Source organism: Paraburkholderia sp. JPY419 (genome assembly GCF_050435705.1).
GTDB lineage: Bacteria > Pseudomonadota > Gammaproteobacteria > Burkholderiales > Burkholderiaceae > Paraburkholderia > Paraburkholderia youngii.
On record NZ_JBNDKV010000004.1, the window covers coordinates 353,657 to 376,201 of the forward strand.

A 22,545-nucleotide genomic window follows, 5' to 3' on the forward strand; every position below is an offset into this window, starting at 1 on the left:
TTTGAGTCGATCGTAAGCTGATCAACCGCTGGGATTCCAGTGTTTGGGAGCTTTGGATGTCGGCAACAGAACGGATAACGATGACGATGCGTGAGCTGGACAGACTCAAGGTCATTCAGGATGTGGTGGACGGCAGGCTCAAACCGTTGCGTGCGGCGCAGAGACTTGGTTTGACGACGCGGCAGATTCGTCGGCTGGTTGGCCGATTGCGTGAACACGGGCCCCAAGGTCTCGTGTCGCGGCGACGCGCGAAGCCCAGCAACAACCGGCTGGATCGCGTAACTGCAGAGCGGGCGCTGTCGATTGTCCGTGAGCGCTATGCCGATTTCGGGCCCACACTGGCGTGCGAGAAGCTGTGGGAATGCCACGGCATCCGCCTGGCGAAGGAAACGGTCCGGCAATTGATGATGGATGCCCAGCTGTGGGTGCCGCGCCGTCAACGTCCGCCGAAGATCTATCAGCCACGTGCTCGTCGCGCCTGTCTGGGCGAACTGATCCAGATCGATGGTTGCGATCATCGCTGGTTCGAGGACCGCGCACCGGCCTGCACGTTGCTGGTGTACGTGGACGATGCGACGAGCCGGCTGATGGAACTGCACTTCACCCAGACGGAATCGACCTTCAGCTACTTTGAGGCCACTCGCGCGTACATCGAGCGCTATGGCAAGCCTGGTGCGTTCTACAGCGACAAGGCCAGCGTATTCCGCAGCACCAGTGCCGAGCGGACCGAGCGCAGCGTGACGCCGTTCGGGCGCGCGATGTACGAGTTGAACATCGACACGTTCTGCGCGAATTCGAGCCAGGCCAAGGGGCGTGTGGAGCGCGCCCATCTGACGCTGCAGGACCGCCTGGTAAAGGAACTGCGGTTGCGCGGCATCAGTACGCTGGACGAAGCCAACGCATGGGTGCCCTCCTTCATGGCGGCCTACAACGCGCGCTTTGCCAGGTCGCCGAAGAGCGATTTCGACGCACACCGGCCACTGCGAGCCGAAGAGAGCCTTGATCTGGTCCTCACCTGGCGCGAGCCGCGAAAGGTCAAGAAGTCGCTGACGGTGCAGTACGACCGGGTGATGTACCTGCTGGACGATACGCCGGAGAACCGCAAGCTGATTGATCGATATATCGAGGTCTGGGAGTATCCGGACGGGCGCATCGAGCTGCGGGCGGATGGCCGGGTAGTGCCGTACCGCGAGTACGACCGGCTGACCGAGGTTGACCAGGGCGCCGTCGTCGAACACAAACGGTTGAGTCACATACTTCAGGTCTCACAGGTCATTCAGGCTCAACGCGATCACAGCCGGATCGGCAAGGCGCCCTCGCGCACGCACCGCGGTGACTCGACCAGGACCAACCGCGAATACGCCACAGCCAGGCAAGAAGAAGCAGCGCGAGGTTACGCAGACCGACGTCGAGCACGTGGTGATGGAACTCGCGCAACTCAGAACGTCGCCAACGCAACCCGGCAAACCTGGCCGGAGGTCTGCAAGGGACAGTGGAACAGGCGTAAGCGCCCTGCCAATTCAAACGCCATCCATCGACACTGCGTGAGCTGAAACCCTAAGAAACAGATTTCCAACCCCTAAAAGCGGACATTTGAACTTGGCCAGTAAGCGGACATTTCAGAATGGCTTTGACATGACATTGACGTCTCCGGGCCAAATTCCCAGAAGTCCGGTCCAGCCCCGACTGCGAAAACACGGCAGTGACAACACTCGATTATTGCGTCAACCTGCGGGTCGGTCTCCAGCCGGCACATCCCCGTCGGATTCCCTCGTCGGCGAGCAGACCGGGGGCGGCCGCCCGGCTCCAGCCGCCCGTCGAGCCACCAAGGCATCTGACGGGGCGGTCCGGAGCCAAAGGTTCGGCCCAAGCCGGCTTGCAGTGCGCCGGGAAATCTGGCGGGCAGGCGTTCCAGCGGACTGGCGACTTCGTGCAACAGGTCGGTGGCCACCTGCGCGTAAAGCGCGGTGGTTTTGAGCCGCGCGTCATGCGGGCCGACGCCGACCGGCGAGTAACCAGATTGCGACCGAAATCGAGAGAGCAAGAACGCCTGCAACACTCAGTGCCGATGCAAACCCGCTCGCGAAACCGGCCGGGGCGATGGATCTCATCGCTGGTTGGAGGTCCGGCGCGAGACGGGCGAGGGCGTGGCTAATATCGCCGGCGAGCAGGTCCGACATGAATTGAGCGTCCACGCAGGCTTTGCCCGATGTATGACACGTCATTGCCGCGTCGATTGCGGATCGGGCGCGCGATGCGAGCACGGCTCCAAGGACGCCGATGGATGTGACGATCGCCGTGAAGCGGGTGGTCGTACTGATCCCGGAGGCCATCCCGCTCCGATTTGGCGGAACGCACGCCATGATCGCCTTCTGGGTGTCGCCGTTCAGCACGCCGGCACCCAGGCCGGTCACGATCATCCCGAACGCCACCCAGCTGTACGCGCCCGATTGCACGGCGATGGCGGTCAGCAGATCGCCGACACCGACAAGGGCAAGCCCGGCAGACAGTATCGACGTCGGACCCGTCGCGTGCCGTCCAATTCGTGCGCCGAGCCAGGGGCCGACGATCATCGACAGCGCGAACGGCAGCATTCCCAATCCCGCACAAATCGGCGTCCATCCGAACGCATTCTGCAGGTAGAGCGGCAGGAACGTCATCATCACCTGAGCGCACGCGGCGTAGCCAAACATCCCCAGCACCGCTGCGACGAAGCGGGCTTGCCTGAACAGCGCGAGATCGATGACCGCATTCCCGACACGCCGCTCAATCGCGATAAAACCGGCAAGCAGCAATACGCATCCGGCAACGCGCGCTTCGGTCGCCGCGCTACGCCAGCCATCGTCCTGGGCGCCGATCAGCGCCCAGATTCCACACGCGAGGCCAATGCCGAAGAACAGGCTACCGGCAAAGTCGATGCGTCTTGCGTGCGGATTGCGCGAGTTGGTCACCACGCGCCGTGTGCAGAAAATCAGCACGACACACACCGGCAGGTTCAGCAGGAAGATCCAGCGCCAGCCGACCCATTGGGCGATCAGGCCACCGATGAGCGGTGCGATAGTCGTCGCGATCCCCATCGTCATCCCCCAGATCGCCCACGCTCGCACCCGTTCCCGTGGGGCGGGGAATGCGTGCGCGATCACGGCCAGCGCCGACGTCAGCAGCATCGCCGCCCCGAAGCCCTTCGCGACGCGAGAGAAGTTAAGGAACATGACACTGGGTGCGAGTCCGCAGCCAAGCGACGCGATCGCGAACACGAGTAGGCCGAGCAGCATCGTGTTCTTTCGGCCATAGCGGTCCGCAAGCCCGCCCATCGGCAGCAGGCACGACGCGAACGACAGCATGTACGCACTGACGACCCATTCGACGTCCGCGAATCCCGCGTGGAATGAACGGGCGATCGAGGGCAGCGACACCGCGACGACGTTCGTGTCGAGCACTATCAACGCGCACGTCGCCGCGGCCGTCGCGAGCACGGACCCGGCCGAACGCGGCGGCACGACGGAGCCCTTCGCTGCGATAGCCGCTGCGGCGGGTGCCGTCACGATTACAGTCGTGCTCATACCAGCTTCGTTCGACATAAACGTTTGTTTCATAGTTGAGACGAACGACATGTTAGCGCCGGCCACGTTGCTAATCGATAGCAGATAGAATCATATTCATTCATTCCTGGATGAATAAAAGTGGAACTCGAATTGCGTCATCTGCGCTGTATTCTCGCCGTCGCGAAGCGTCAGCATTTCGCACGGGCCGCCGATGATTTGGGGCTCGCGCCGCCGTCCCTGACGAAGCAGATCCAGGATGCGGAGCGCCTGCTGCAGTTCCGACTGTTTCACCGGACCCGGCGCTCTGTGTCGCTGACCGCTGCTGGCGAAGCTTATGTTCCGGAAGCCGCCGCGGTACTAGAGCAACTCGAACAAGCCCGCAAACTTGGGGTACTCGCCGAGCGCGGGCAGTTGGGAGAGGTGCGGATCGGGTACGTCGCATCGGCTGCCTACGCCGGGGTGATGCGCAAGACAGTGACGGAATTCCGGCGATTGCATCCACGAATCCAGGTGCGGTTGCAGGAGGCGCCGATGGATGAGATCCCGGTGCGGCTCGTCGACCGTCAGCTCGACGCCGCCTATGTCAGGCCGCCAATGGCTTACCCGGAAGGGTTGCAAGCCACTGGCGTGTATCAGGACGAGTTCGTGGTCGCGCTGCCGGAGGATTCCGCGCTCGCTGCGCAGAGTGCGATCACGCCGAAACAACTGCGCGATGCGCAGTTCGTCGTGCCCGAGCAGGAGTTCGGCACGATGGAGGTCGCGAGACGTGGGCGTTTTTCTCCGCAAATCGTGCAGCGACCCGGCCCGCTGGTCGCGGTGCTCGCGAGCGTTTCGCTTGGCGGCACAGTAGCCATCGTGCCAGGTACACTGTGCGATTGCGTTTCGCTGCCTGGCGTGATCTACCGTCCGCTGGCAGGCAAGCCGATCCCGTCGGAGATCGCGCTGCTGCACCGCCGGCACGAGCGCTCGCGTGTGGTGAGCGCGTTCCTGGAGTACGCCCGGCAGGGGTAAAACGGCCTCGTGGATCGGCATACCAGCCGGCCGGCCGTGGGCAAGTGCAAACGTATTCCATGGCGCGATCTTTCAGTTCGCGGTGCCTGTCCATCCTCGCAGACACGCTTACGCAGGCGAAACGCTTCCTCGAGTACCGGCAGCCGCTTGATGGCCCAGCGGTGCACGGTCGAATGATCCACCGAGACGCCGCGCTCAGCCATTATCTCCTCAAGATCACGCAGGCTCAGCGGATAGGCCACGGTCGTGAAGTTCCCATCAAGATCCGCCAGTCCAAATATCTCAACAACGTGGTCGAGCAGGACCATCGGCCAATCAAGCTACGCACGCGGCCCATGCTGGGGTTCAAGACTTTTCGCTGTGCGCGGATATTGCTGGCCGGATTCGAGCTAATGCATACGATAGCCAAAGGCAGATGCAGCGTTCTCGCGGGACCCTCCCGTCGGCCGCCGCTCGATTCTACGATCTCGCAAGATAAGCACTACTACTGCATATCGACCTCTCTCGCCTTCGATTCTCAACGCGACAAAACCGCGACGGCCCGTCCGGAGCGACGTTTGTATTGGCGTTCGTGGTTGCGGCAGAGCCGTGGTCCGCCGATGATGGCGCGGCTGACTCCGAGTGCGCGTAGGCCGGAGCGGTGATGCTGGTGCGCAACGCCACCAACAGCGATGCGGCGGCGCAGGCTGGCTTAGGCGTGAGGTCAGAGCGAGGAGACATCGGCTGTCAATGCTGTGATCGTTCTTAAACTCACGCTCAATGGATCCGTTGTGGAGTGCATAACAAAAAGGCGATGCAAATGAATTGCGTCTAATGGAAGTAACGGATTCGAAAGAAAAATCTTTGAAATAGTCGTTGACTCGGCTCGCGCGTCGTCACTAGAATTCGCCTGTTTCCACGAAAGGGGCAGATGCCTTGGACAGTTGTAGTAGTCGACCTTCGAATAGTTGTTTTGCCTGACCGGCACGACGCCCGCCTGGATCCTTTCCTTAGCCGCCGTCCTGCCAGCAGGCAGACGGTGCGCGCCGCAGTAGCTTCCGCAGTTCTCCCCGCGCATCACATCGATTGGCCGTCGTCATTGACGCGTGCGTTGTAACGCGCATTCGTCTACGCGACCCGGCACGTCGAGCCATTGGCTCGCGCAACCGCACGTTCACGCCCTTTTCGCGCACGCAATACCGTGCGGGATCCAGCGTGCGGTTAAACACGTCCGTCAAGTTTGACTCGGAAGCTGACAACAGAGGAGTTCACAATGCCCGACCCTGAGCCTTGTCCCTGCACGACTTGCGCTGCGTTCCCACAAGACGCGGCCCGCCTTGCCTGACATCAGTCCGCATACGTTCCTCCCACACGCCCGGGCATTTCGCCCCGCGTGAAGCGAAACGAAGGCAGGTCTGATCGATGGCGCCACGTTTCAGGCATCTGGAGGAATCACCATGCATTTCGCTCTGCTCGTTTCACAACTCCCGCATGTCGAAGAAGCTCGCACGCACTACAACGGCATGCTCGGGCTCGACTCACATTCGCACGGTTCAACCGGCGTAGTCGCTGCCGTCTGGACGGCATTCAAAAAGCTCGTTCGCTGACACGGCCTGGCGTCGCCGACTTCTGCCCCTGCTCCCGCATCAGCAGTCGGCGGGGCAGCGCCACGTCTCAATCATTAAGTTCAAAAAAGTACTACTAAGGAATAAATAACGATGTCCACCACTCCTGCAAACATCACGCAACGTCGGGGCGCCGTGCTCGACGACGCGCACGTGGGCGATATCAAAGGCGCCCTCGGCACGATCGCCCGCCACGACACCGCCCCTCGTAGCAACTGGATGGCGCGCCTGCGCACGCTGCTCGCCATCCTTGGACCCGGTCTCATTGTCATGGTGGGCGATAACGACGCCGGCGCCTTCGGCACCTATACGCAGGCTGGGCAGAACTACGGCACGTCGCTGCTCTGGACGCTCGCGCTGCTGATCCCAGTTCTCTACGTGAACCAGGAAATGGTCCTGCGCCTGGGCGCCGTGACCGGCGTCGGTCACGCACGCCTCATCTTTGAACGCTTCGGCAAGTTTTGGGGTGCCTTCAGCGTCATCGATCTTTTCCTGCTCAATGCGCTTACGATCGTCACCGAGTTCATCGGCATTACGTTTGCGCTCGACTTTCTCGGTGTTTCGAAAATTCTCGGTGTCTGCATCGCCGCGGTTCTAACGATGGCGGCGGTCAGTACGGGAGACTTCCGGCGGTTCGAACGCTTCGCGATTGTCCTGTGCCTGTTGAGCCTCCTGCTGATCCCGGTGCTCGTTTCGATCCACCCGCCTGTCGGCGTCATCGCGCGTGATTTCTTCGTGCCGACCTGGCCGGCGAATTCGAAGCTCTCCGACGTGATGCTGCTTGTCATCGGCATTGTCGGCACGACCGTCGCACCGTGGCAACTGTTCTTCCAGCAGAGCTATGTGATCGACAAGCGCATCACGCCGCGCTTCATGAAGTACGAAAAGGCCGACCTCTGGATTGGTATCGCGTTCGTGATCATTGGCGCCGTGGCAATGATGGCCTTCACCGCCGCGCTCTTTGACGGCAAGCCTGAGTTCGGCAACTTCAGCGACGCGGGTGGCGTGATTGCGGGTCTGCACAAATACGTTGGACAGACGTCGGCCACGATCTTCGCCGTCGCGCTGCTCGACGCGTCGATCATCGGCGCTGCCGCTGTCTCGCTCTCGACGGCCTATGCGGTTGGCGATGTCTTCGAGGTCAAGCACTCGCTGCACCGCAGCGTGCTCGACGCGAAGGGCTTCTATCTCGTCTACTTCGGCATCATCGCGCTCGCGGCTGCCCTCGTGCTGATACCCGGCAGCCCGCTTGGCCTCTTGACCGAGGCTGTGCAAACGCTGGCTGGCGTGCTGCTGCCGAGCGCAACCGTGTTCCTGCTGCTGTTGTGCAATGACAAGGCGGTGCTCGGCCCGTGGGTGAATTCGAAGAAACTGAACGTGTTCACGGGCGCCGTCATCGCCGTGCTCGTCGTCCTGTCGATCATCCTGACGGCCGCCACCGTATATCCGGACATCAGCGGTGCGGCCATCATCAAGATTCTCGCGGGCGGATGCGGGCTTGCCACTGCCTTGTACGCGGTGGTGGAACTCTCGCGCAAGTTGCGCGGTGGAACCGTCGGCCGCGATGCGGCTCCGGTCAGCAAGCCAGCCCTGAAGGAGTTGCGCAACACGTGGCGCATGCCACCGCTCGAAGACCTGCAGGCGCCGCAGCACCTGACGTTGTCGACACGCGTGTGGATGGGCGTGCTGCGTACCTACCTTGTCGTCGCGGTAGGGCTCGTCATCGTAAAGGTCGTGCAGACGGCTATCCATTAACGTGGATCGGGCGGATGCAAGTCTGCCCCTTCTCTGGAGCGCGGGCCGTCTATTCCGTGCAAGCGTAACCAGGCGGGCACATGACGCCCCTTCGACCTACAGGAGACCATTTGCGGATTAATTTCCGCTTCCGCTGAATTGTCACGTCTGTGTCTGAAGCAATAGGCGCCGCCCGACCGGACCTTGCCGAGGCGCTCCAGACTACTGCATCAGGTTTCGATGATGAAAAAGCACATTAAACCCATATTCATGGTTTTTGCTCTGGTCCTCGTCGTGGCGTTCCAGTCCATTGATCAAAACCTGCCGTCAGCCGGTACGAAGACGACGCGGGCTACGACGGACGTTTTCGCTGAAAACGTACCGCCGCATGGAGGAACGTTCCACTGCCTGGTCTACGGGAAATACTGCCTTAGTGACGCATTGCGCAGCCGATGACAGAAGGGAAATGGCTAACATGAGGAACGTTTGCGGCAGTGTCTCGGTGGTCCCCGCCATTGCGGGCTTACACGAACTTCTCTTGCCGAGTTCGTGGATGGGCGACATGTTCGAATCGCGCTCCGCTTGTGAGCCTTCGAGCATGCGAGTTACTTTTGAATTCCGTCACAAGCAGTGTTCGTAAGGCACAAGGGCCCACGACCCGAATGAAACATGCAGCCTTTGTCCGAGACCCATCTACACTGATTCGATAGATCCAGGTGAGAGCTGGCCCACCTTGTCGCAGCTTGGCGCGACCAGCTCACCCTGCTTGAGTGTTGCCACACGATCTGCTCCACGGAATGCTGTTTGCGTTTCATCGCCAAGCGATCATTTCACCTCCACGGTCAGGATGTGTCTGGCAAAGTTGTATTCGAAAGGAGGAGGTATCGCGTCAGCAGTTAATAGAGTTCATCAAAACGTTGGTCCTTTGGCGGCGCCCAAAACCGGCGATAGCCTATCCTGCCGTCACCGATTTTCAAGTTGTTGTTGGTGTCGAGTGTGACTTCGGTGTGCACGAGATGCAAGCCGTGTACAACCGGAATGCGCTTCCGTGTAACTGCCGTGCGCTGCGACTTCGCGGTCGTGATGCAACGAAGCGCGCGGCGTGCGTCTGATCTGCGAGTGCTGCGCGCTCGAGATGTAATGCGCGAAAAAAGAATGTCGACAACGGGGTGACGTCGAATGTGCGCGACCTGTCACGTGATGCAAGGCAGGTGGTGTTAAACGTTCGGGTTCCTCTCGCACGACAGTAACTATCCGTACAAGTCGAGTATGCAGGCGTGGCGACTGCGAAGTGAGGCAGAGGCGTGCCGAGTGCGTCTACCAGTGGCTTCAAATGCGCCGCGGTTGTCTTGCAGCGTGAATCCACGGGTGTACGGTGCTCGCCGCCGTTGAAGTCCGCGTGCATGCGTGATGCATGCGCGTGATTCCGTGTGCGTGGACGGGACGTCGAATAACAGCAGAAAAATATTTTTTGTTCCGTCCTGTTCCTCTGGATTCCGCTGTATTCCAGCCACGCCGGAAAGCACCAGCGGTGGGTGTTGACGACGTATTAACGCCTGTTCAAGATGCGATCAAGGTCGTGCGTCGGAGCCAGTCATGCCGGTTGTCAGGAGTTTCACGCGAGGGCAGTGTGAGGCGCTCGGACGCAGGCTCGATGCGCTGCCTGAAAAAGCGACAGGCGATCAGCCGCTCAAGGTAAGCGACGGCGTTAAATCCATCCAGAAACAGATCGGCACAGCGCGGGGGAGGGGATACACGCTCAGTGAGCTGATCGAGGAGGCTGCACAGGAAGGCATCGCTGTATCGGTCAATTCCCTGAGATACGCGATGCGCCGTGCGGAAGGAAAAGGACGAATCCGGCGGGTCGGGAATGAGCCGGCGCGCGCCAATGCATCGGTCGCCGTACGAGGCAGGAAACCCTCACAGGCAGATGCAACACACGATAAACCGCCACGCAGCGGGACACAGCAAAAAGGGGATGGGGGCGTAACCAGCCCGGGGCAACCGGTGAGGGGCTTCCTCGGATTTTCGATCAGCCCGGACACCGAAAATCTGTAGAGGTGTGGCATGGCAAGAGCAAATCCCCCCATCTATATGGTCGGCGGCAGCAAGGGCGGTGTCGGAAAGAGCGTCGTGACGCTGGCACTGATCGATTACCTGCGACGCACGGACGTCGACGTCGTGCTAGTCGAGACGGATACGTCCAACCCGGATGTCATGAAAGCGGTTCACGGTGAGATCGAATGCGGGGCATGCGATCTGGATGACGCGAGCGGCTGGATCGATTTCGTCAATTTCTGCGACCGGCACCGGAACGCGACCGTTGTCGTCAACACGGCAGCGCGGAGCCAGACCGGCGTCGCGCAATATGGAGCAAGGCTAGCCAGTACTCTCGATGAACTCGCGCGACGACTTGTTGTGCTGTGGGTGATCAACCGGCAGCGGGACAGCCTCGAATTGCTGTTCAAGTTCGGGGCGACGTTTCCGGATGCGGTGACGCATGTGGTGCGTAACGGTTATTTCGGTTCACCGGAGAAATTCACGCTGTACCGGGATTCACAACTGAGGACGGCTGTCGAGAAGCAGGACCAGTCGCTGGATTTTCCGGACCTTGCGGATCGCGTCGCTGACGAGTTGCGTAGCCAGCGCCTGTCGATCCGCAGGGCAGCGGAGACAATGCATATCGGTGAACGGGCAGAACTGCTGCGCTGGTGCGCGCTATGCGGAACGATGTTTGCCAGGGTGACGGCCGGTGGATAACAGACGCGGTGGATAGCCGGACGCGCTCGCCCGCCTGTTTCTCGACGTCACGGGTGAATTGCCCGACGATGCCAGTGTCCTGAGAATGCGGCGGGTGTCCGGCGCACTCAACCTGCGCGACAACGATGCACTGTGGTCCGTGCTGGTCATGCTTGAACATTAACGGCGGCTCTATGAGGCCATGCCGGAACGCATCCGGCAGGCGGGCGCGGGCAGTCTCGATGCCGTGCGGGCCGAAGTACGCGCGGCGACGGATGCGCTGATGGAGCAGCATCGCGATGCGCTCGCGCGCTGCAAGGCCACGATCGAACTGGCGGAGCAAATGACGGCCGAGCACGAAGCGCGCTATCGGGCCGCGGTTGCGGCGCTGAACGACGAGGCGCTGGCTACACTCACGCAGCGGGCAGCGAACCACATTGCCCGCGTTGCTGGTAACCGGCTCGTGGGGGCGACGACTGTCGCCGTACGTGAGCAGCAGAAACGGATCGATGTGGCGCTCACATCATTCGGGCACGTCGCCATGCGGCGACTCGTGCGGGCATGCGATGGGCTGGTCGTCGGTGGGCTCATTGTGATGCTGGCGGCGGCGGGTGCGGGCGCGCTGGCCGGATGGTGGGCAGGCGTGCATTGGGGGCGGGCAGAGGGCTCGCCGTCTGCCCGCACGGATTACAAGTCGTTTGTGTCACCTTCCATGAAGTCAGCAGCGTGACGAAGCACGTTTTGCTGCCATGTCGTTCTGGTCGAAGGCGATCATCGGTGCCCGGTAGCCTTCATCTTCGGCGCGGGCAAGGGTCATGTCGCAGTGCTGGCCTTCGTTGTATTGCAGATCGGTGGGTTCAACGAAAGTCAGGTAGAGGTCGGGCGAGCCTTCGGCATTGGTGGCGAGCACGGCCATGCGGATGCGGTTGGTCATGATGGGTTTCTCTCGTTCAGTCCGGCAGGCGGCAGATACGGGCTTGCCGCCTGCTTCGCCTCGTTGCCGGGGCGAGGGGTGGGGTCACGCGGCAAGCGGGCCGGATTGCGTGCCGTTCATGCTGTCCGAAGTCGGGAAGGGCCACGGCGTCAGCGGGCTACCGGCGTCGGGTGCAGTTCCTGCGTCGGTGGGTGTGTCGTTGACATCTTCTGTGCCGTTACTTGCATCCGGTTCCGCACCGGGGGTCTCGCCTTCCCTGCGGCCCGACGATCACGAATGCACCTGCTTTGGCCATTTGCTGCGCGTCCCATACGAGCGTGCGGCTTTCGAGTGCGATGATCGCGGCATTGACCTGCTCCATTTCGTCGCTGAGTCGGTCGGCTTCCTCGTAGGCATCTGCGCCGCCCTCCGACAGTGCTTCGATCTTTTCAGCCAGTTCGTCGTGCTGCGCGGTGAAGGCGTCCATTTCGCGCTGTTCGTCGTCGGTGTATTGGCGCTGCACCGGGCGCAGCCTGCCCTGGCGGTTCAGTTCGGCAAAATCGCGTTCGACTCGCGTTTCCGTCCAGCCCCATCCCTCGGCCTGGACTTCGGCTGCAGCAGCGTCGAGCTTTTGCGCGACGAGCTTCTGCAGCAGTTCCGCATCGGCGATGTAACCAGCGTTCTCGTCGTCGCTGAACAGGTCGCGACGCACGTAGCCGCCCGCTGCTTCATAGGCGGCGAGGCCGACAAAGCGTACGAGACGGCTACGGCTCGCGTCGATTTCGGCGCGCGTGATCGACTGCCGCAGGTAGTTCGGCTGACGTTGCCACTCGTTTGCGTCGAACCACATATTTTCCTGCGTTTCGTGATCGTCAGGTCGAAGCCGTCGAGCACGTCGAAAGCGCCATTGATTACGTTCTGGATGACGTTGCCTTTGTGTGGCACGCGGATATCGGCGATGTTCTCGCCCGCGACCATGCCGTTCTGGCAGACAAACCGGAATGTGCCTGCCAGCATCTGGTAACTGCTGGTGCCGTCGTGCGAGTTCAGCAGCAGGATTTCGTCGGCTTCCTCGCCGGTGATCTGATCGGCGTGGCGAAGCCGGAGCATGTGTTTTGTGAACTCGCGCTTGCCCTGATCGCGAACACGGGTCTGGCAGATCATGAACGGCTGAAACCCTTCGTTGCGCAGACCGCGCAGGACGTCGATGGTGGGAATGTAGGTGTAGCGTTCGGAACGGCTTTCGTGTTTGCCGTCCGCGAAGATGGAAGGGGCAACTTGGCGAATCTGGTCGTCCGAAAGCGGCGAGTCAGCGCGCAGCATCGGGGACCCGTAATGGAAAGAGCTTTGCGTTTTGCAATCGACTGCAGCAGATCGTACACGTGCGACACCTTGATGTCGCGGACCGGCATAGTGCCGAGCGGTGAACCTTTCACGTAGCGCGCAAGGAAACGCGTGGCTTGAGCGTGATAATAGGCGGTCCATCTTCCCCGATTGTCCTGCAGCCATTCCTCGCACACGGGCCAGAGCGTGTTCTTCTGATAGGCAACAGTCTGCTGTTGAAGTTGCTTCTCGTATGCCTTCGGATGGATGCCAGACGCGACCAGCTTGGCAGCAGCGTTGCGAAGTTGACGGGCGTCCGCTATCGAAAGATCGGGGAATCGGCCGAGCGTGTAACTGCAGTCCTTGCCATCCAACCGGTAGTCAACTTCCCAGACTTTCGAGCCCGAGACCGAGACCCGCAAATACATGGAGTCGCGATCACGAAGTTTATAGGGCTTGCTCCGCGGTTTGGCGTTCTGCAGGAGTGGGCAGGTGAGCTTCATGGAGTTTTCCTTGGCGGACAACTACCATAAGTTTTACCCGCAATTTACCCGCAAAACCGGCGGGAGCAGGCGGATTTCGTCGGCCTGAGTCGGACGTGCCGATCGCCACCGGATGCGCCACCGCAGCGAACCCATAGCGTCTGACCCATTCGCTGTAACCCTTAACCAGAAAGGCTCCAGAGCGTTCTATGTACTGCTGGCGGGACGTTTGATAGACCGTCCGAAGCGCAAACCACGGCACCTGCGGCAAGTCATGATGAACCAGATGATAGTTGTTGTTCAGAAACAGCAACCGCCACAGCCATCCCGCTTCGTTGATCACCGTGCGATGCGCGGGCTCCTGCGCAATTCGATGCTCATGAAACGAACGCACCGATGCAAGCGCGAGCGAGCCGTACCCAGCACCGACGATAAACACCCACGCCGGTATCCCGCACATCTGCTGCAACCACACTGTGAGTGCAACCAGCGCGGCGAGATGCGCGAGCCATGCGGGTAGGTCGCGCCAATCGCCGTCGCGAATCTTGTCGAGTGCCTGCGCACCGGTCGCGGCAATCGCAAACGCCGGCCCGACCAGCAAGCGACCCGTCAACGTATTGCGGAAAACCAGCAACGCACGCATCGCGATGCCCGCACGTTGCCACTCCGCTGCGCTAACGAAATAGCTTTCCGGATCGCTGCCGGGCTCGGTCAAGCGCGCATCGTCGTGATGGCGCAGATGCGACTCGCGATATACGTGATATGGGAACCACACCGCGAGCGGCGCAAAACCGAGCAGCGCGTTGACGAATCGCGAGCGCGTCGGATGACCGTGCAGCAGCTCGTGCTGCAACGACATGAACCACGCGCCGAAAATGGCCAGCAGCGCGGCCGTCAGTGGCAGACCCAGCAGACGCGCGTGTGCGGCGACGCCGAACCAGCCACCGTAGATCGCGACGATCAGCGCCCATGTCGGCCATTGCGTGCGCCAGGTCCGGCTTGCGGCCAGACGGTCGATATCGTTGCGCTGGGTGTCGTCGAGATAAATCGCCATCGTTGAATCGGTCCGAATGCGTATTCGAACCCGCGGTTGAAATTCGCAGGTCCAGACCGATCGTACGGGGCAACGCTGTGCGCCCGAACCATTTTATTGAGCAATGCATCTGCGCAATCGTGGAAAAGCGGGCGCGGATAGCGTGTATCGGGTAAGCGTTCAATAATCGTCAGCGACGCGGCACGCGTGATCGAGCAGCCCTTCGGCCGTGCCGCTGCCGCCATCGATGTCGATACCGCTGTTGACGATCAGCCAGCCATCCCGAGCCGCCGATGGTCCCGCGCCGGTCACGAGGATGGTTTGCGTGGCCATCGTCGCCGGATCGGGATTGTCGCGCGCGACGATCCTGAACGGGTCGTTTGCGCCGCCCAGTGAGCTCACGCGCATGATCCTGTAGCGCTCGCCATCTAGCGTCGCCCAGCGCCATTCGCCGGGCGCGTCGTGAGCGTGACCGGCGAGCGCGGCGCTGACTTCGCGCCGCATGCAATCAATGTGGATATGCAGCTGGTTTTGCGAGCGACGGTATTCGGAGTTGATCTCGAGGCCGAGCTGATCGTCGGGCAATTCGCGTTTGACCGCTTGCTGCACGAAATGGCGCGAATCCCACGCGTCGCTCCAGTAGTCCTTCGCATCGGGCGCGAGGATCAGCGGACTTTCGATGCCGGTGATGCGATCGGTCGGCATCAGCAGAAACTGCGAGCGGCCCAGAATGTCCTTCAGGACGACATAGCGTTTGTCGAGATCGACGAGCGTGCATTGCCCCGGCGTGCCGGTGGCCTGCTGCGACGGCACGCAGCGGATGTCGACGATCTTCCACAGCGCGTCGGAATCGACCGTCGTGAGGCGCGCGCAGGCGCTGGCGGCGAGAACGACCGCGAGCACGGCGGTCGAATGAACCATGCGGCGCGCGAGGCCGCGAGATGAGAGGGCGGTGGCGAGGTTCGTCATCGTCGCTTAGGTGGGGTTCGGGCGGGGAAAGCGTTGGAATGCGGGCTGTAATGCGCAGGCATTAAAACACAAACCACATGGCGCCGACGTGAAACACGGGCTTCACAGTACCGGCGCCGGCAACGCTCCCAGTACCTGTTCGATCGCGACGCCGATGGCCAGCAGCCGCCTGTCCGAGCCGAGCGGTCCATCGAGTTCGAGGCCGACCGGCAGCCCGCTCGCGCTGATGCCCGCCGGCAGTGACAGCCCCGGAATGCCGGATGTGCTGGCCGGGTCGGTATTACGCAGGAACGCCTCCATCGTATCGATCGGCGGACCGCCGTCGATCGTGACCGTCGACGAGCCGTTCAGATCGTCGATCGGCACCGCGACGAGCCGCGTCGTCGGAAACAGCAGAGCATCGAGACCGGCATTCGCGAACGTCGCCGCGACGTAGTTCTGCAGCCGCGGCCGCCAGTAATTGAGCGCCGCCGAATAGTGCGAGCCGAGCACGTCGGCGAGCACGTCGTCGTAGATCGCGCGCACGTCCGGGCTCGCGATGCGCACGGCCAGATCGGCGACGGTCTGTACCGGCGCCTGATTCGCGACGAGCCACGCGAGCACGTCGTCGCGCGCTTCGTGAATGGCGAGCGGACCGCCGACCATGCCGTTCAGATGCTCCAACTCGGTCATCGCGACCGGCACGAATGTGACACCCGCGGCTTCGAGCTTTTGCAGCGCTGCGCGCGCGACGTCTTCGACCTGTCGCTCGAGAACGTCCCACAGCGGCGCGGGCAAGCCGATGCGCAAGCCTTCGAGCGCAATCGCAGGCAACCCGCCGTCGCCGGTGATCACGCCGTCGAGCAGCGCCAGATCAGCGACGCTGCGTGCCATCGGGCCCACGGTGTCGCGCGTATGGCTGATCGGCACGACCGCATTCGGGTCGTGATAGCGTCGCTCTGCGCCGCCGTTGCCGACCGAAGGACGAAAGCCCGCGGTGCCGGTCAGCGCGGCCGGGATGCGGGTCGAGCCGCCGGTGTCGGTGCCGAGTCCGACGGGCGCGATGCGCGCGGCGATCGCCACCGCGGTGCCGCCCGACGAGCCACCCGGCATCAGCGACGGATCGTACGGGTTGCGCACCGGCCCCGCGTGCGCGGACAGGTTGGTGCTCGTGATGCCGAACGCGAGCTCGTGCATATTGGCCTTGCCGAGCACGATCGCACCCGCGTCGACAAGGCGTTGCACCGATGGCGCATTGGTGTTCGGCACGAAGCCGGCGAGCGCGGGCGTGCCGGCGGTCGTCGGCAGGCCCGCGGTGTTGATGTTGTCCTTGACGACTATGGCGAGGCCGCAAAGCGGCAATCGCGCCCGCTCCGCTGGCGTCAATGCGTCGATGCGCTGCGCGGCGGCGAGCGCGCCGTGGAAGTCGAGCGTGGTGAGCGCGTTCAGCTGAGTGAGCGCGGCGGCGCGCGCGAGCAGGGTGGCGACGTAGTCGGCGGCTTTGAGCCGGCCGGATTGCAGCGCCTCGACCGCTTGTGCCGCGCTGAGCGCGAGTTGTGCATCGACGGTCCATGTCATTACGGGCGTCTCCGTATCGATGGATGCGTCGCGGGCGGCGCGAGGTTCGACTGCATCCGTCGAAGAAGCGGACAGGTCACGCGGGCAGACAGCGAACGCAAGGGTTCAGCTATTCTGGCACATCCGCCTGAAAGCCGATGCCGGGCGATGCACGACGCGCGTCGCGCTCGCTGCCATCGATATCGATGCGCTTACCGGTGATTGTCGATCCACATGCGCCCCCAGTCGGACGCATAGGCGAGCGCATGCTCTTCGTCGAAGAAGTAGTCGAGCGCGTCGAACGAATAAGCTTTGCGCGTATTCTCGTCGCGCTGCTCGATCGTGAGATTGGCGGCGAATAATCCGTTGGGGAGCAGTTGCGTTGCCGCTTCGACCTCGTAGCCCTTGTAGCGGATGTGTGAGTTCATGATCTTGACTTGTCTGTGTGTCCGCGCGTGTCGTGCGGAATACCAATGCGTGCGGCGCGGCCCTGTCGTTGCCGAAGGTGTGTGAAGCGGCGGGCAGGGTCAAGCGTAGGGCGCGCTGCGCAGCGGGTGAACCAATCTTTCGTCGGAAGCAAATCAGCGCGGGGCGGGAGTGGTAATCAGAAGCCCGGATCGGATCAAAGTCGCTGTGTTCGGTGACTCTATTCGCGCGGGGTCGCGATGTCTGTTATGTGGCGCACGGTCGCTCGGCGCAAAGCGTGGCGCCGTGCGCGATGGCGGCGGCGTCACGGTGCCCGGGAGAGTGTTTCAGACCGCGTGCAGGACGCGCGCGGAACGGCTGTCAGCGGCGACCGGGGTGGTGGTGCCTTGTGCGGATGCCCGGCTCGCGGCCGAATGGCTGGACGCGGTGGGTGCGTCGTGCGCACGCTGTGCATTGAACGCGAGCGCGAACTGCGCGGCTTGCTGGCCGACGGTCGCGAGTTGCTCGATCACTTTCGGATCGGAGCAGCTGTCGACGCTATCGAAGCGCGTCTCCAGCGTATTGATGCCGGCACCGAACGGCGTAGGCCAGCCACGCAGCGCATGCACGATCGAGCGCAGCGACGTCAGCACGGAGCCCGCCGCCTGCCAGCCGTAGGCGGTGACGATGCAGCCCACCGCGCGGCCATCCAGATACGGGCGCTCGTCGGCGCGCAATTCCTCGAGCGTGTCGAGCGCGTTTTTCACGAGCCCGGATACGCCGCCGTGATAGCCGGGCGTCGCGATGATCACCGCGTCCGCGCGACGCACAGCGTCGATCAGCTCGAGCTGTTCGTCGGTGCGGGCCGGCTGTTCCGGCGCGTAGTGCGGCAGGCTATGCAGGAAACTGCCGCCGAACAGGCGGGTTTGCGCGCCGGCGGCTTCGGCGCCGCGCAACGCGAAGGCCAGCGCGCGCTCGGTCGACGAGGCCGCGCGCGTCGTACCGCCAATACCGACGATGAGCGGCGGGCGGGAATGATCGGATCTGCTCAACGAAATGCTCCTTCGATTGCGGTTCACGCTGCGGTTGACGGCGCGGTCGATGCGGGACTCATGCGGCGTCAGCAACGCACGTGCACGGCCGTGAACGGACCGGCCGGAGCGAACCGGACTTTGAAGTGTCATCTTAATGAGCGAGCGCCGCGCGGCTAAGCGACTTTTTGTTCTAACGATATAACCATGCGGCCGCAGCTCGCCGAGTCGTTCTGCAATGCACGTGAGCACGCGGCCGATAAGCATATGGCGAATCGTTGGTTGGGCGCGTGCGGGCAAGACCATAAGATGGACTCGTCTCCTCCATAAATCTCCTTAGACATGGGATTCGGCCTCGCTACGCAAGTGGTGGGGCCTTTTTTTCGTGGGTCGCTGGCGGACGATGTGCCATTGGGGCAATGCCGATTGCATGCGCGTGCGTGGTAGCCGCTTCACGATGACGCCGCTTTTTGCATGCTACGATGCCCGCAGTGATTTTCCGCGAGATCGAGCCCAGCATGGCAACCCTGTATGACACGCTCGGCGTGCCCGCGCACGCCACCGACGACGAAATCAAGCGGGCCTACCGGAAAGCCGCGATGAAGTGGCATCCGGATCGTAATCACGGTGCCGAGGACGTGGCGCGCGCGGCGTTCCAGGAAATCAAGGACGCGTACGCGATCCTGTCGGATGCCGAGCAGCGCAAGGTCTACGACACTGTCTACGCTGAGCAGATGCGCGAGTGGGAGGCGCAGCACACGCGTCGGCAACGCGCGCAGGCGAATCGTGAGGCGGCGGCGCGCGCAGCCGACGAAGCCGCGTACGCGGAGATGGTGTCGATCGCGATCCGCTTCGCCGACCAGGGCCACAATCGCGACGTGCTGTTCGGCGTGCTGCTCGGACGGCAATGCGAACCCCAGCGCGCCGCGCAGATCGCCGACAGCGTCGCGGCGTTGCAGGCCGCGCGCCGTGACGAGGCGGGCGCCTCGCAAAATGCCCAACGCGCAGGGAAGGCGGCAAAGGGCGCGGAAGCGGCGCAAGCTGAGACGGCCGAGCCCGAACTGGCGAAAACCGCGCACGATACCGGCACGGCTTCAGAAACCGCTTCTCACGACACGCCGCATGTCAAACGCGCGAATCAGGCGAAGCGCGACGAGACCGCGAGCGACGTCCATCCGGCCGGCGCGCTTGGCAATCTGTGGTTCCAGTTCCTCAACAGCCTGAAATTCTGACGTGTCGCGACGACCCGGGGTCGCCCGCGGCAATCTCATTCGAGGCGACGCCTGCCGCGTATACCCCTACGCCCAGGTCCGCGCGCTGGCGACTGCGACCGGACAAGCCGAGCGCGCCGAATCGCCGGTACGGCGGCAGCACCGCTCGATCTGGCAAATATTCAAAAAGGGTGCTGAAACTGGGGGCAGGACACTGGTACACTGCCCATCGTTCGCAAGTTGTGCTCTGTGCCCCGGACTCGAGGTAGCTGGCGCGAATCCCGTGGCGCAAATAAAAAAGACGCCGTAGTGTCACGGGGGCGCAAGACTGGAGCGGCACAATTCCGCCCAGAGGCTAAATAAAAAAACATCGGTACGGGGTAAGCGTGTCCAGAAAATATAAGGTGTTGTTTCTCTGCCGCGATAATTCGATCCGCAGCATCATTGCAGAAGCTTTACTTCGCGAACTGGCGGGGCACCGGTTCGAGGCGTTCAGCGCGGGCCCTGAACCGGCCGCGCGCCTTCATCCACTTGCGGTCGCGCAATTGCAGCCCGGCATTTCGGGGCGCGCGGTGCTGAGCCCCAAAAGCTGGCTGGAATTCACCGGTGAATGGGCGCCGCGCATGGATATCGTGATCGCGCTCGACGAATTCGTCGGCGGACTGCATGCGCCGGTATTTCCCGGCGCGCCGGCGTTCGTCTACTGGACCATTGCCGATCCGCTCGCGGGCGGCCACGGGTCCGCTGACGAGCAGGCCCGTCTCTTCGACAAGACCTTCTGGCAGATCGTGCGGCAGGTCAGCGCGTTTATCGAGCTGCCGCAATATGCGCAGTCTGCGTCGAATCACGCGAATATCGCCGATCCGGCGAATGCCATCAATGCGGGGAATACGGTGAATGCCGCGAATACCGTGAATATGCCAGGCGGTGGCGCAAAACCGGTGCGTGGCACGGCGGTTCGTTTCGAATCCGCAGCCATGGTGTCCGCGCCTTCGAGCGCGGCGGCCTGCACCTAGCGGCTATTCGGGCGCGCGAGCCGCGTGCCGGCGAACGGGTCATTCGACCAGTCCACCTGTTTTTTCGGTTGGGTTTTCGGTTGAGGTGCGGGCGCCGGCTTTGCGGCCAATTCGAAATGCTCAATGCTCTGGCCGGCACTAATGGCTTGCTTCAACCATTGCGGCATTTCGCCATTGCCATCCCAGCTGTCTCCGGTCGCATTGCGATAGCGCTCGGCTTTTTTGGCCAATGACTCGGTTGCCAGCGCCGCGGCGAGGTCTTCTGGCCTGATACCAAACTCTTCCATGCGATGGCGGAGATACGCAATCATGCTATCTCGCTTCCTTTCGTCCATAGGATATTTGTCCTTCTAAAACGTGCAGCGTACTGTCGAAGACAGATTGCGAGGAAAAAGCTGCGAAGCGTCGAGCCCGACTGAATGGGGTCGCCCCGCGGTGGGGTTGTCGATTGACGGAAATGCCATGTGCCGGGTTAAAAAACGTTGCTCCCCGAATTGCAATACGGCCTCGGACAAAGACGGCCGCTGGAACAACCGACCCTGGAACTGAGAGTCTCGATCAGCAAATATTTCAGCATGTCGCAGTGCGGCGAACGAGTCCGGTAAGCCTGACGTTCGCTATGAAAAACTCTGAGTCTCGATGCAATGATTGCGAATGGATGGAGTCATTCCACGCTGTCCGTCTTTCACCGGACTTTCGTCGATGTGCGGGTTCGCTTTTTGTGCTTTGTAGCAACATCATAACGCAATGCGCGAGCAAAGCACGCTTAGTTCACATTGAATTTGTCAGTGAATGCGGTTTATCGAACGGTGCGGACGATCGGTCGCGCTGCTGGAAGCTCCTGGATTGAATTCCGGGGGGCGCGACCTATAAAAGAAAGACGAAAAGCTGCGCAACGCAGACTTACAACCGCCTTATGCGCACCGAGTCCGCCGACGCTCCGGGAACGCGTCGAGCATCGGTTGCCAGCGCGGTAATTCTTCATCTGTTTAGTTCGGTGACCCGTCGCAGCAGTAGCGCATTGGCATCGACCCGTTCCTCGGCCCCATTGGGCAGGCTGGCTGTTCGCGGATCAATACTTGTGGAGGACGAACACTGCTGCGCCGGATCGAGGAGTCCGGAAATGAGAGCACGTATATTGATGATTGCCGCGACCGCCGTCCTGTTTCTGGTACCGAGAACCGCCGCCGCGGAGGAAGTGAGCGGCCAGGCGGACCCCGGCATGTCAGGTCGCGCGATGATGCAGTTCAATGCGAACGAATCGGCGCAGGCGACAACCGACATGTCCTACGGTCGGAGCTGGGACCCGCGCGAGCAGGGCGTGCGCAACGCGTCGTATGGTGGTGTTGCGGCGGGCGAGTCGCAAGCGGGTGGCCGGCGCAGCCAGTCCTGCTCGTTCAGCACTGAGTGCAAAACCTATTTCGGTCAATGACCGGTCTGGAGCGGCAGCAGGGCGCGCCGGATGAGGCGCACCCGCAGTGGCGCGGGGTTTCCAGGCAGCGAACCGGCGCCGCGCGCCCGGCGGCCGCGTATGCGCTTGACCGCAAGCGCATGCCATTTCACGAGAAAGCCAATTCCCGCGGAACATCAGCGCTGCGCTCGCCGAGGCGCGCGACGATATCGTCGACGCCGCGTGCCGTGTCGCGGTTTTCCGCCGGATCGTAGTAACCGCGGAACACTTCCAGCAGAGCGCGCCATGACCCATGCCAGCGCGTTTCGCGTAGACAGACGCCGGTCGGATCGGCAATACGCAATACGCCGTTGTCCGGATAGAAAGTGAGCGTGACGAGACGGCCGTCGATGACGCAGGCGGCGGTGCAGGGGCGAGTCGTGACCATGTGTGTGGTGTCCTTTCGATATTCCAATGTTTGTGCGTTAAACGCCGACGCGAGCGATAGCAAACGCTGTGCCTGCGATGCCACATGACTGTGACCTCGACGGCAAAATTCGCTCGATCGATCCGGCCGTGTTGCGCAGTATTCCAATGATTGAC

At 62.2% G+C, this 22,545-nt stretch carries 15 protein-coding genes and 7 pseudogenes; 10 read left to right on the top strand and 12 right to left on the bottom strand.

The features are described from left to right. Window positions 1-56 precede the first annotated feature (56 nt). Window positions 57-1,431 (top strand): annotated as a pseudogene (locus QFZ91_RS30140) (ISNCY family transposase); the annotation flags it as partial. Between the two features lie 554 nt (window positions 1,432-1,985). Here the strand turns inward: QFZ91_RS30140 and QFZ91_RS30145 are convergent. Beyond that, a complete protein-coding gene (locus QFZ91_RS30145; protein WP_429569398.1) occupies window positions 1,986-3,563 on the bottom strand; it encodes an MFS transporter in 1,578 nt (525 codons plus the stop codon). A 120-nt stretch (window positions 3,564-3,683) separates the two neighbouring features. On the opposite strand from QFZ91_RS30145, the gene QFZ91_RS30150 reads away from it, so the two are divergent. Continuing rightward, window positions 3,684-4,556, top strand: coding sequence for a LysR family transcriptional regulator (locus tag QFZ91_RS30150; RefSeq protein WP_429569399.1), 873 nt, complete (start codon window positions 3,684-3,686; stop codon window positions 4,554-4,556). A 104-nt stretch (window positions 4,557-4,660) separates the two neighbouring features. On the opposite strand, the pseudogene QFZ91_RS30155 reads toward QFZ91_RS30150, so the two are convergent. Beyond that, window positions 4,661-4,798: pseudogene (locus tag QFZ91_RS30155) on the bottom strand (IS6 family transposase); the annotation flags it as partial. Between the two features lie 6 nt (window positions 4,799-4,804). On the opposite strand from QFZ91_RS30155, the pseudogene QFZ91_RS30160 reads away from it, so the two are divergent. The 5 genes and pseudogenes from QFZ91_RS30160 to QFZ91_RS30180 form a co-directional block, all read left to right on the top strand. Then, window positions 4,805-5,034 (top strand): annotated as a pseudogene (locus QFZ91_RS30160) (DDE-type integrase/transposase/recombinase); the annotation flags it as partial. A gap of 1,219 nt (window positions 5,035-6,253) precedes the next feature. Further along, on the top strand, window positions 6,254-7,915 hold the full coding sequence (locus QFZ91_RS30165; RefSeq protein WP_429569400.1) for an Nramp family divalent metal transporter: 1,662 nt from the start codon (window positions 6,254-6,256) through the stop codon (window positions 7,913-7,915). Window positions 7,916-9,490: 1,575 nt separating this feature from the next. Beyond that, on the top strand, window positions 9,491-9,952 hold the full coding sequence (locus tag QFZ91_RS30170) for a hypothetical protein (protein WP_429569401.1): 462 nt from the start codon (window positions 9,491-9,493) through the stop codon (window positions 9,950-9,952). Between the two features lie 9 nt (window positions 9,953-9,961). Further along, complete coding sequence (locus QFZ91_RS30175; protein ID WP_429569402.1) at window positions 9,962-10,654, top strand: protein mobD; 693 nt, start codon at window positions 9,962-9,964, stop codon at window positions 10,652-10,654. A 34-nt stretch (window positions 10,655-10,688) separates the two neighbouring features. Next, window positions 10,689-11,421, top strand: a pseudogene (locus QFZ91_RS30180) (hypothetical protein). A gap of 399 nt (window positions 11,422-11,820) precedes the next feature. Here QFZ91_RS30180 and QFZ91_RS30185 read toward each other — a convergent pair. From QFZ91_RS30185 to QFZ91_RS30220, 8 genes and pseudogenes are all read right to left on the bottom strand, one after another. Further along, window positions 11,821-12,420, bottom strand: a pseudogene (locus tag QFZ91_RS30185) (chromosome partitioning protein ParB); the annotation flags it as partial. Beyond that, window positions 12,396-12,869 (bottom strand): annotated as a pseudogene (locus QFZ91_RS30190) (DUF932 domain-containing protein); the annotation flags it as partial. The pseudogenes QFZ91_RS30185 and QFZ91_RS30190, both read right to left, overlap by 25 nt. Window positions 12,870-12,943: 74 nt before the next feature. Next, window positions 12,944-13,372: pseudogene (locus tag QFZ91_RS30195) on the bottom strand (Arm DNA-binding domain-containing protein); the annotation flags it as partial. Further along, the gene (locus QFZ91_RS30200) at window positions 13,317-14,405 is read right to left on the bottom strand and encodes a fatty acid desaturase (RefSeq protein ID WP_429569403.1); all 1,089 of its coding nucleotides are present in this window, start codon (window positions 14,403-14,405) and stop codon (window positions 13,317-13,319) included. The gene QFZ91_RS30200 and the pseudogene QFZ91_RS30195, both read right to left, overlap by 56 nt. Before the next feature lie 159 nt (window positions 14,406-14,564). Further along, entirely contained in the window at window positions 14,565-15,353 is a 789-nt protein-coding gene (locus QFZ91_RS30205) for a CDP-diacylglycerol diphosphatase (RefSeq protein ID WP_429569404.1), read from the bottom strand. 102 nt (window positions 15,354-15,455) lie between these two features. Further along, on the bottom strand, window positions 15,456-16,910 hold the full coding sequence (iaaH, locus tag QFZ91_RS30210; protein ID WP_429569405.1) for an indoleacetamide hydrolase: 1,455 nt from the start codon (window positions 16,908-16,910) through the stop codon (window positions 15,456-15,458). Window positions 16,911-17,101: 191 nt separating this feature from the next. Next, the gene (locus QFZ91_RS30215; RefSeq protein WP_176106231.1) at window positions 17,102-17,317 is read right to left on the bottom strand and encodes a transcriptional regulator; all 216 of its coding nucleotides are present in this window, start codon (window positions 17,315-17,317) and stop codon (window positions 17,102-17,104) included. A 324-nt stretch (window positions 17,318-17,641) separates the two neighbouring features. Beyond that, on the bottom strand, window positions 17,642-18,346 hold the full coding sequence (locus QFZ91_RS30220; protein WP_429569406.1) for an NADPH-dependent FMN reductase: 705 nt from the start codon (window positions 18,344-18,346) through the stop codon (window positions 17,642-17,644). 497 nt (window positions 18,347-18,843) lie between these two features. Here QFZ91_RS30220 and QFZ91_RS30225 point away from each other — a divergent pair, with 497 nt between their 5' ends. After that, window positions 18,844-19,557 (top strand): J domain-containing protein, encoded by a 714-nt coding sequence (locus tag QFZ91_RS30225; RefSeq protein ID WP_429569407.1) that lies wholly within the window; start codon window positions 18,844-18,846, stop codon window positions 19,555-19,557. Window positions 19,558-19,922: 365 nt separating this feature from the next. Next, window positions 19,923-20,552, top strand: coding sequence for an arsenate reductase ArsC (locus tag QFZ91_RS30230; RefSeq protein WP_429569408.1), 630 nt, complete (start codon window positions 19,923-19,925; stop codon window positions 20,550-20,552). Here the strand turns inward: QFZ91_RS30230 and QFZ91_RS30235 are convergent. Further along, window positions 20,549-20,887, bottom strand: a complete 339-nt coding sequence (locus tag QFZ91_RS30235) for an H-NS family nucleoid-associated regulatory protein (RefSeq protein ID WP_176381767.1) — start codon at window positions 20,885-20,887, stop codon at window positions 20,549-20,551. The genes QFZ91_RS30230 and QFZ91_RS30235 overlap by 4 nt on opposite strands. 806 nt (window positions 20,888-21,693) lie before the next feature. Between QFZ91_RS30235 and QFZ91_RS30240 the strand changes: the two genes are divergently transcribed. Continuing rightward, complete coding sequence (locus tag QFZ91_RS30240; protein ID WP_429569409.1) at window positions 21,694-21,984, top strand: hypothetical protein; 291 nt, start codon at window positions 21,694-21,696, stop codon at window positions 21,982-21,984. A gap of 127 nt (window positions 21,985-22,111) precedes the next feature. Here the strand turns inward: QFZ91_RS30240 and QFZ91_RS30245 are convergent, their stop codons facing one another. Beyond that, window positions 22,112-22,390 carry a hypothetical protein gene (locus QFZ91_RS30245; protein WP_429570915.1) on the bottom strand — a complete coding sequence of 93 codons (279 nt, stop codon included), beginning with the start codon at window positions 22,388-22,390 and terminating at the stop codon, window positions 22,112-22,114. Window positions 22,391-22,545 lie beyond the last annotated feature (155 nt).

What these genes read in the sequence shown, in the direction of transcription:
- QFZ91_RS30215 (WP_176106231.1), bottom strand. Translation starts at nt 17,317, where the DNA reads ATGAACTCACACATCCGCTACAAGGGCTACGAGGTCGAAGCGGCAACG.
- iaaH (WP_429569405.1), bottom strand. Translation starts at nt 16,910, where the DNA reads ATGACATGGACCGTCGATGCACAACTCGCGCTCAGCGCGGCACAAGCG.
- QFZ91_RS30235 (WP_176381767.1), bottom strand. Translation starts at nt 20,887, where the DNA reads ATGGACGAAAGGAAGCGAGATAGCATGATTGCGTATCTCCGCCATCGC.
- QFZ91_RS30175 (WP_429569402.1), top strand. Translation starts at nt 9,962, where the DNA reads ATGGCAAGAGCAAATCCCCCCATCTATATGGTCGGCGGCAGCAAGGGC.
- QFZ91_RS30240 (WP_429569409.1), top strand. Translation starts at nt 21,694, where the DNA reads ATGATTGCCGCGACCGCCGTCCTGTTTCTGGTACCGAGAACCGCCGCC.
- QFZ91_RS30225 (WP_429569407.1), top strand. Translation starts at nt 18,844, where the DNA reads ATGGCAACCCTGTATGACACGCTCGGCGTGCCCGCGCACGCCACCGAC.
- QFZ91_RS30205 (WP_429569404.1), bottom strand. Translation starts at nt 15,353, where the DNA reads ATGACGAACCTCGCCACCGCCCTCTCATCTCGCGGCCTCGCGCGCCGC.
- QFZ91_RS30170 (WP_429569401.1), top strand. Translation starts at nt 9,491, where the DNA reads ATGCCGGTTGTCAGGAGTTTCACGCGAGGGCAGTGTGAGGCGCTCGGA.
- QFZ91_RS30145 (WP_429569398.1), bottom strand. Translation starts at nt 3,563, where the DNA reads ATGAGCACGACTGTAATCGTGACGGCACCCGCCGCAGCGGCTATCGCA.
- QFZ91_RS30245 (WP_429570915.1), bottom strand. Translation starts at nt 22,390, where the DNA reads ATGGTCACGACTCGCCCCTGCACCGCCGCCTGCGTCATCGACGGCCGT.
- QFZ91_RS30165 (WP_429569400.1), top strand. Translation starts at nt 6,254, where the DNA reads ATGTCCACCACTCCTGCAAACATCACGCAACGTCGGGGCGCCGTGCTC.
- QFZ91_RS30200 (WP_429569403.1), bottom strand. Translation starts at nt 14,405, where the DNA reads ATGGCGATTTATCTCGACGACACCCAGCGCAACGATATCGACCGTCTG.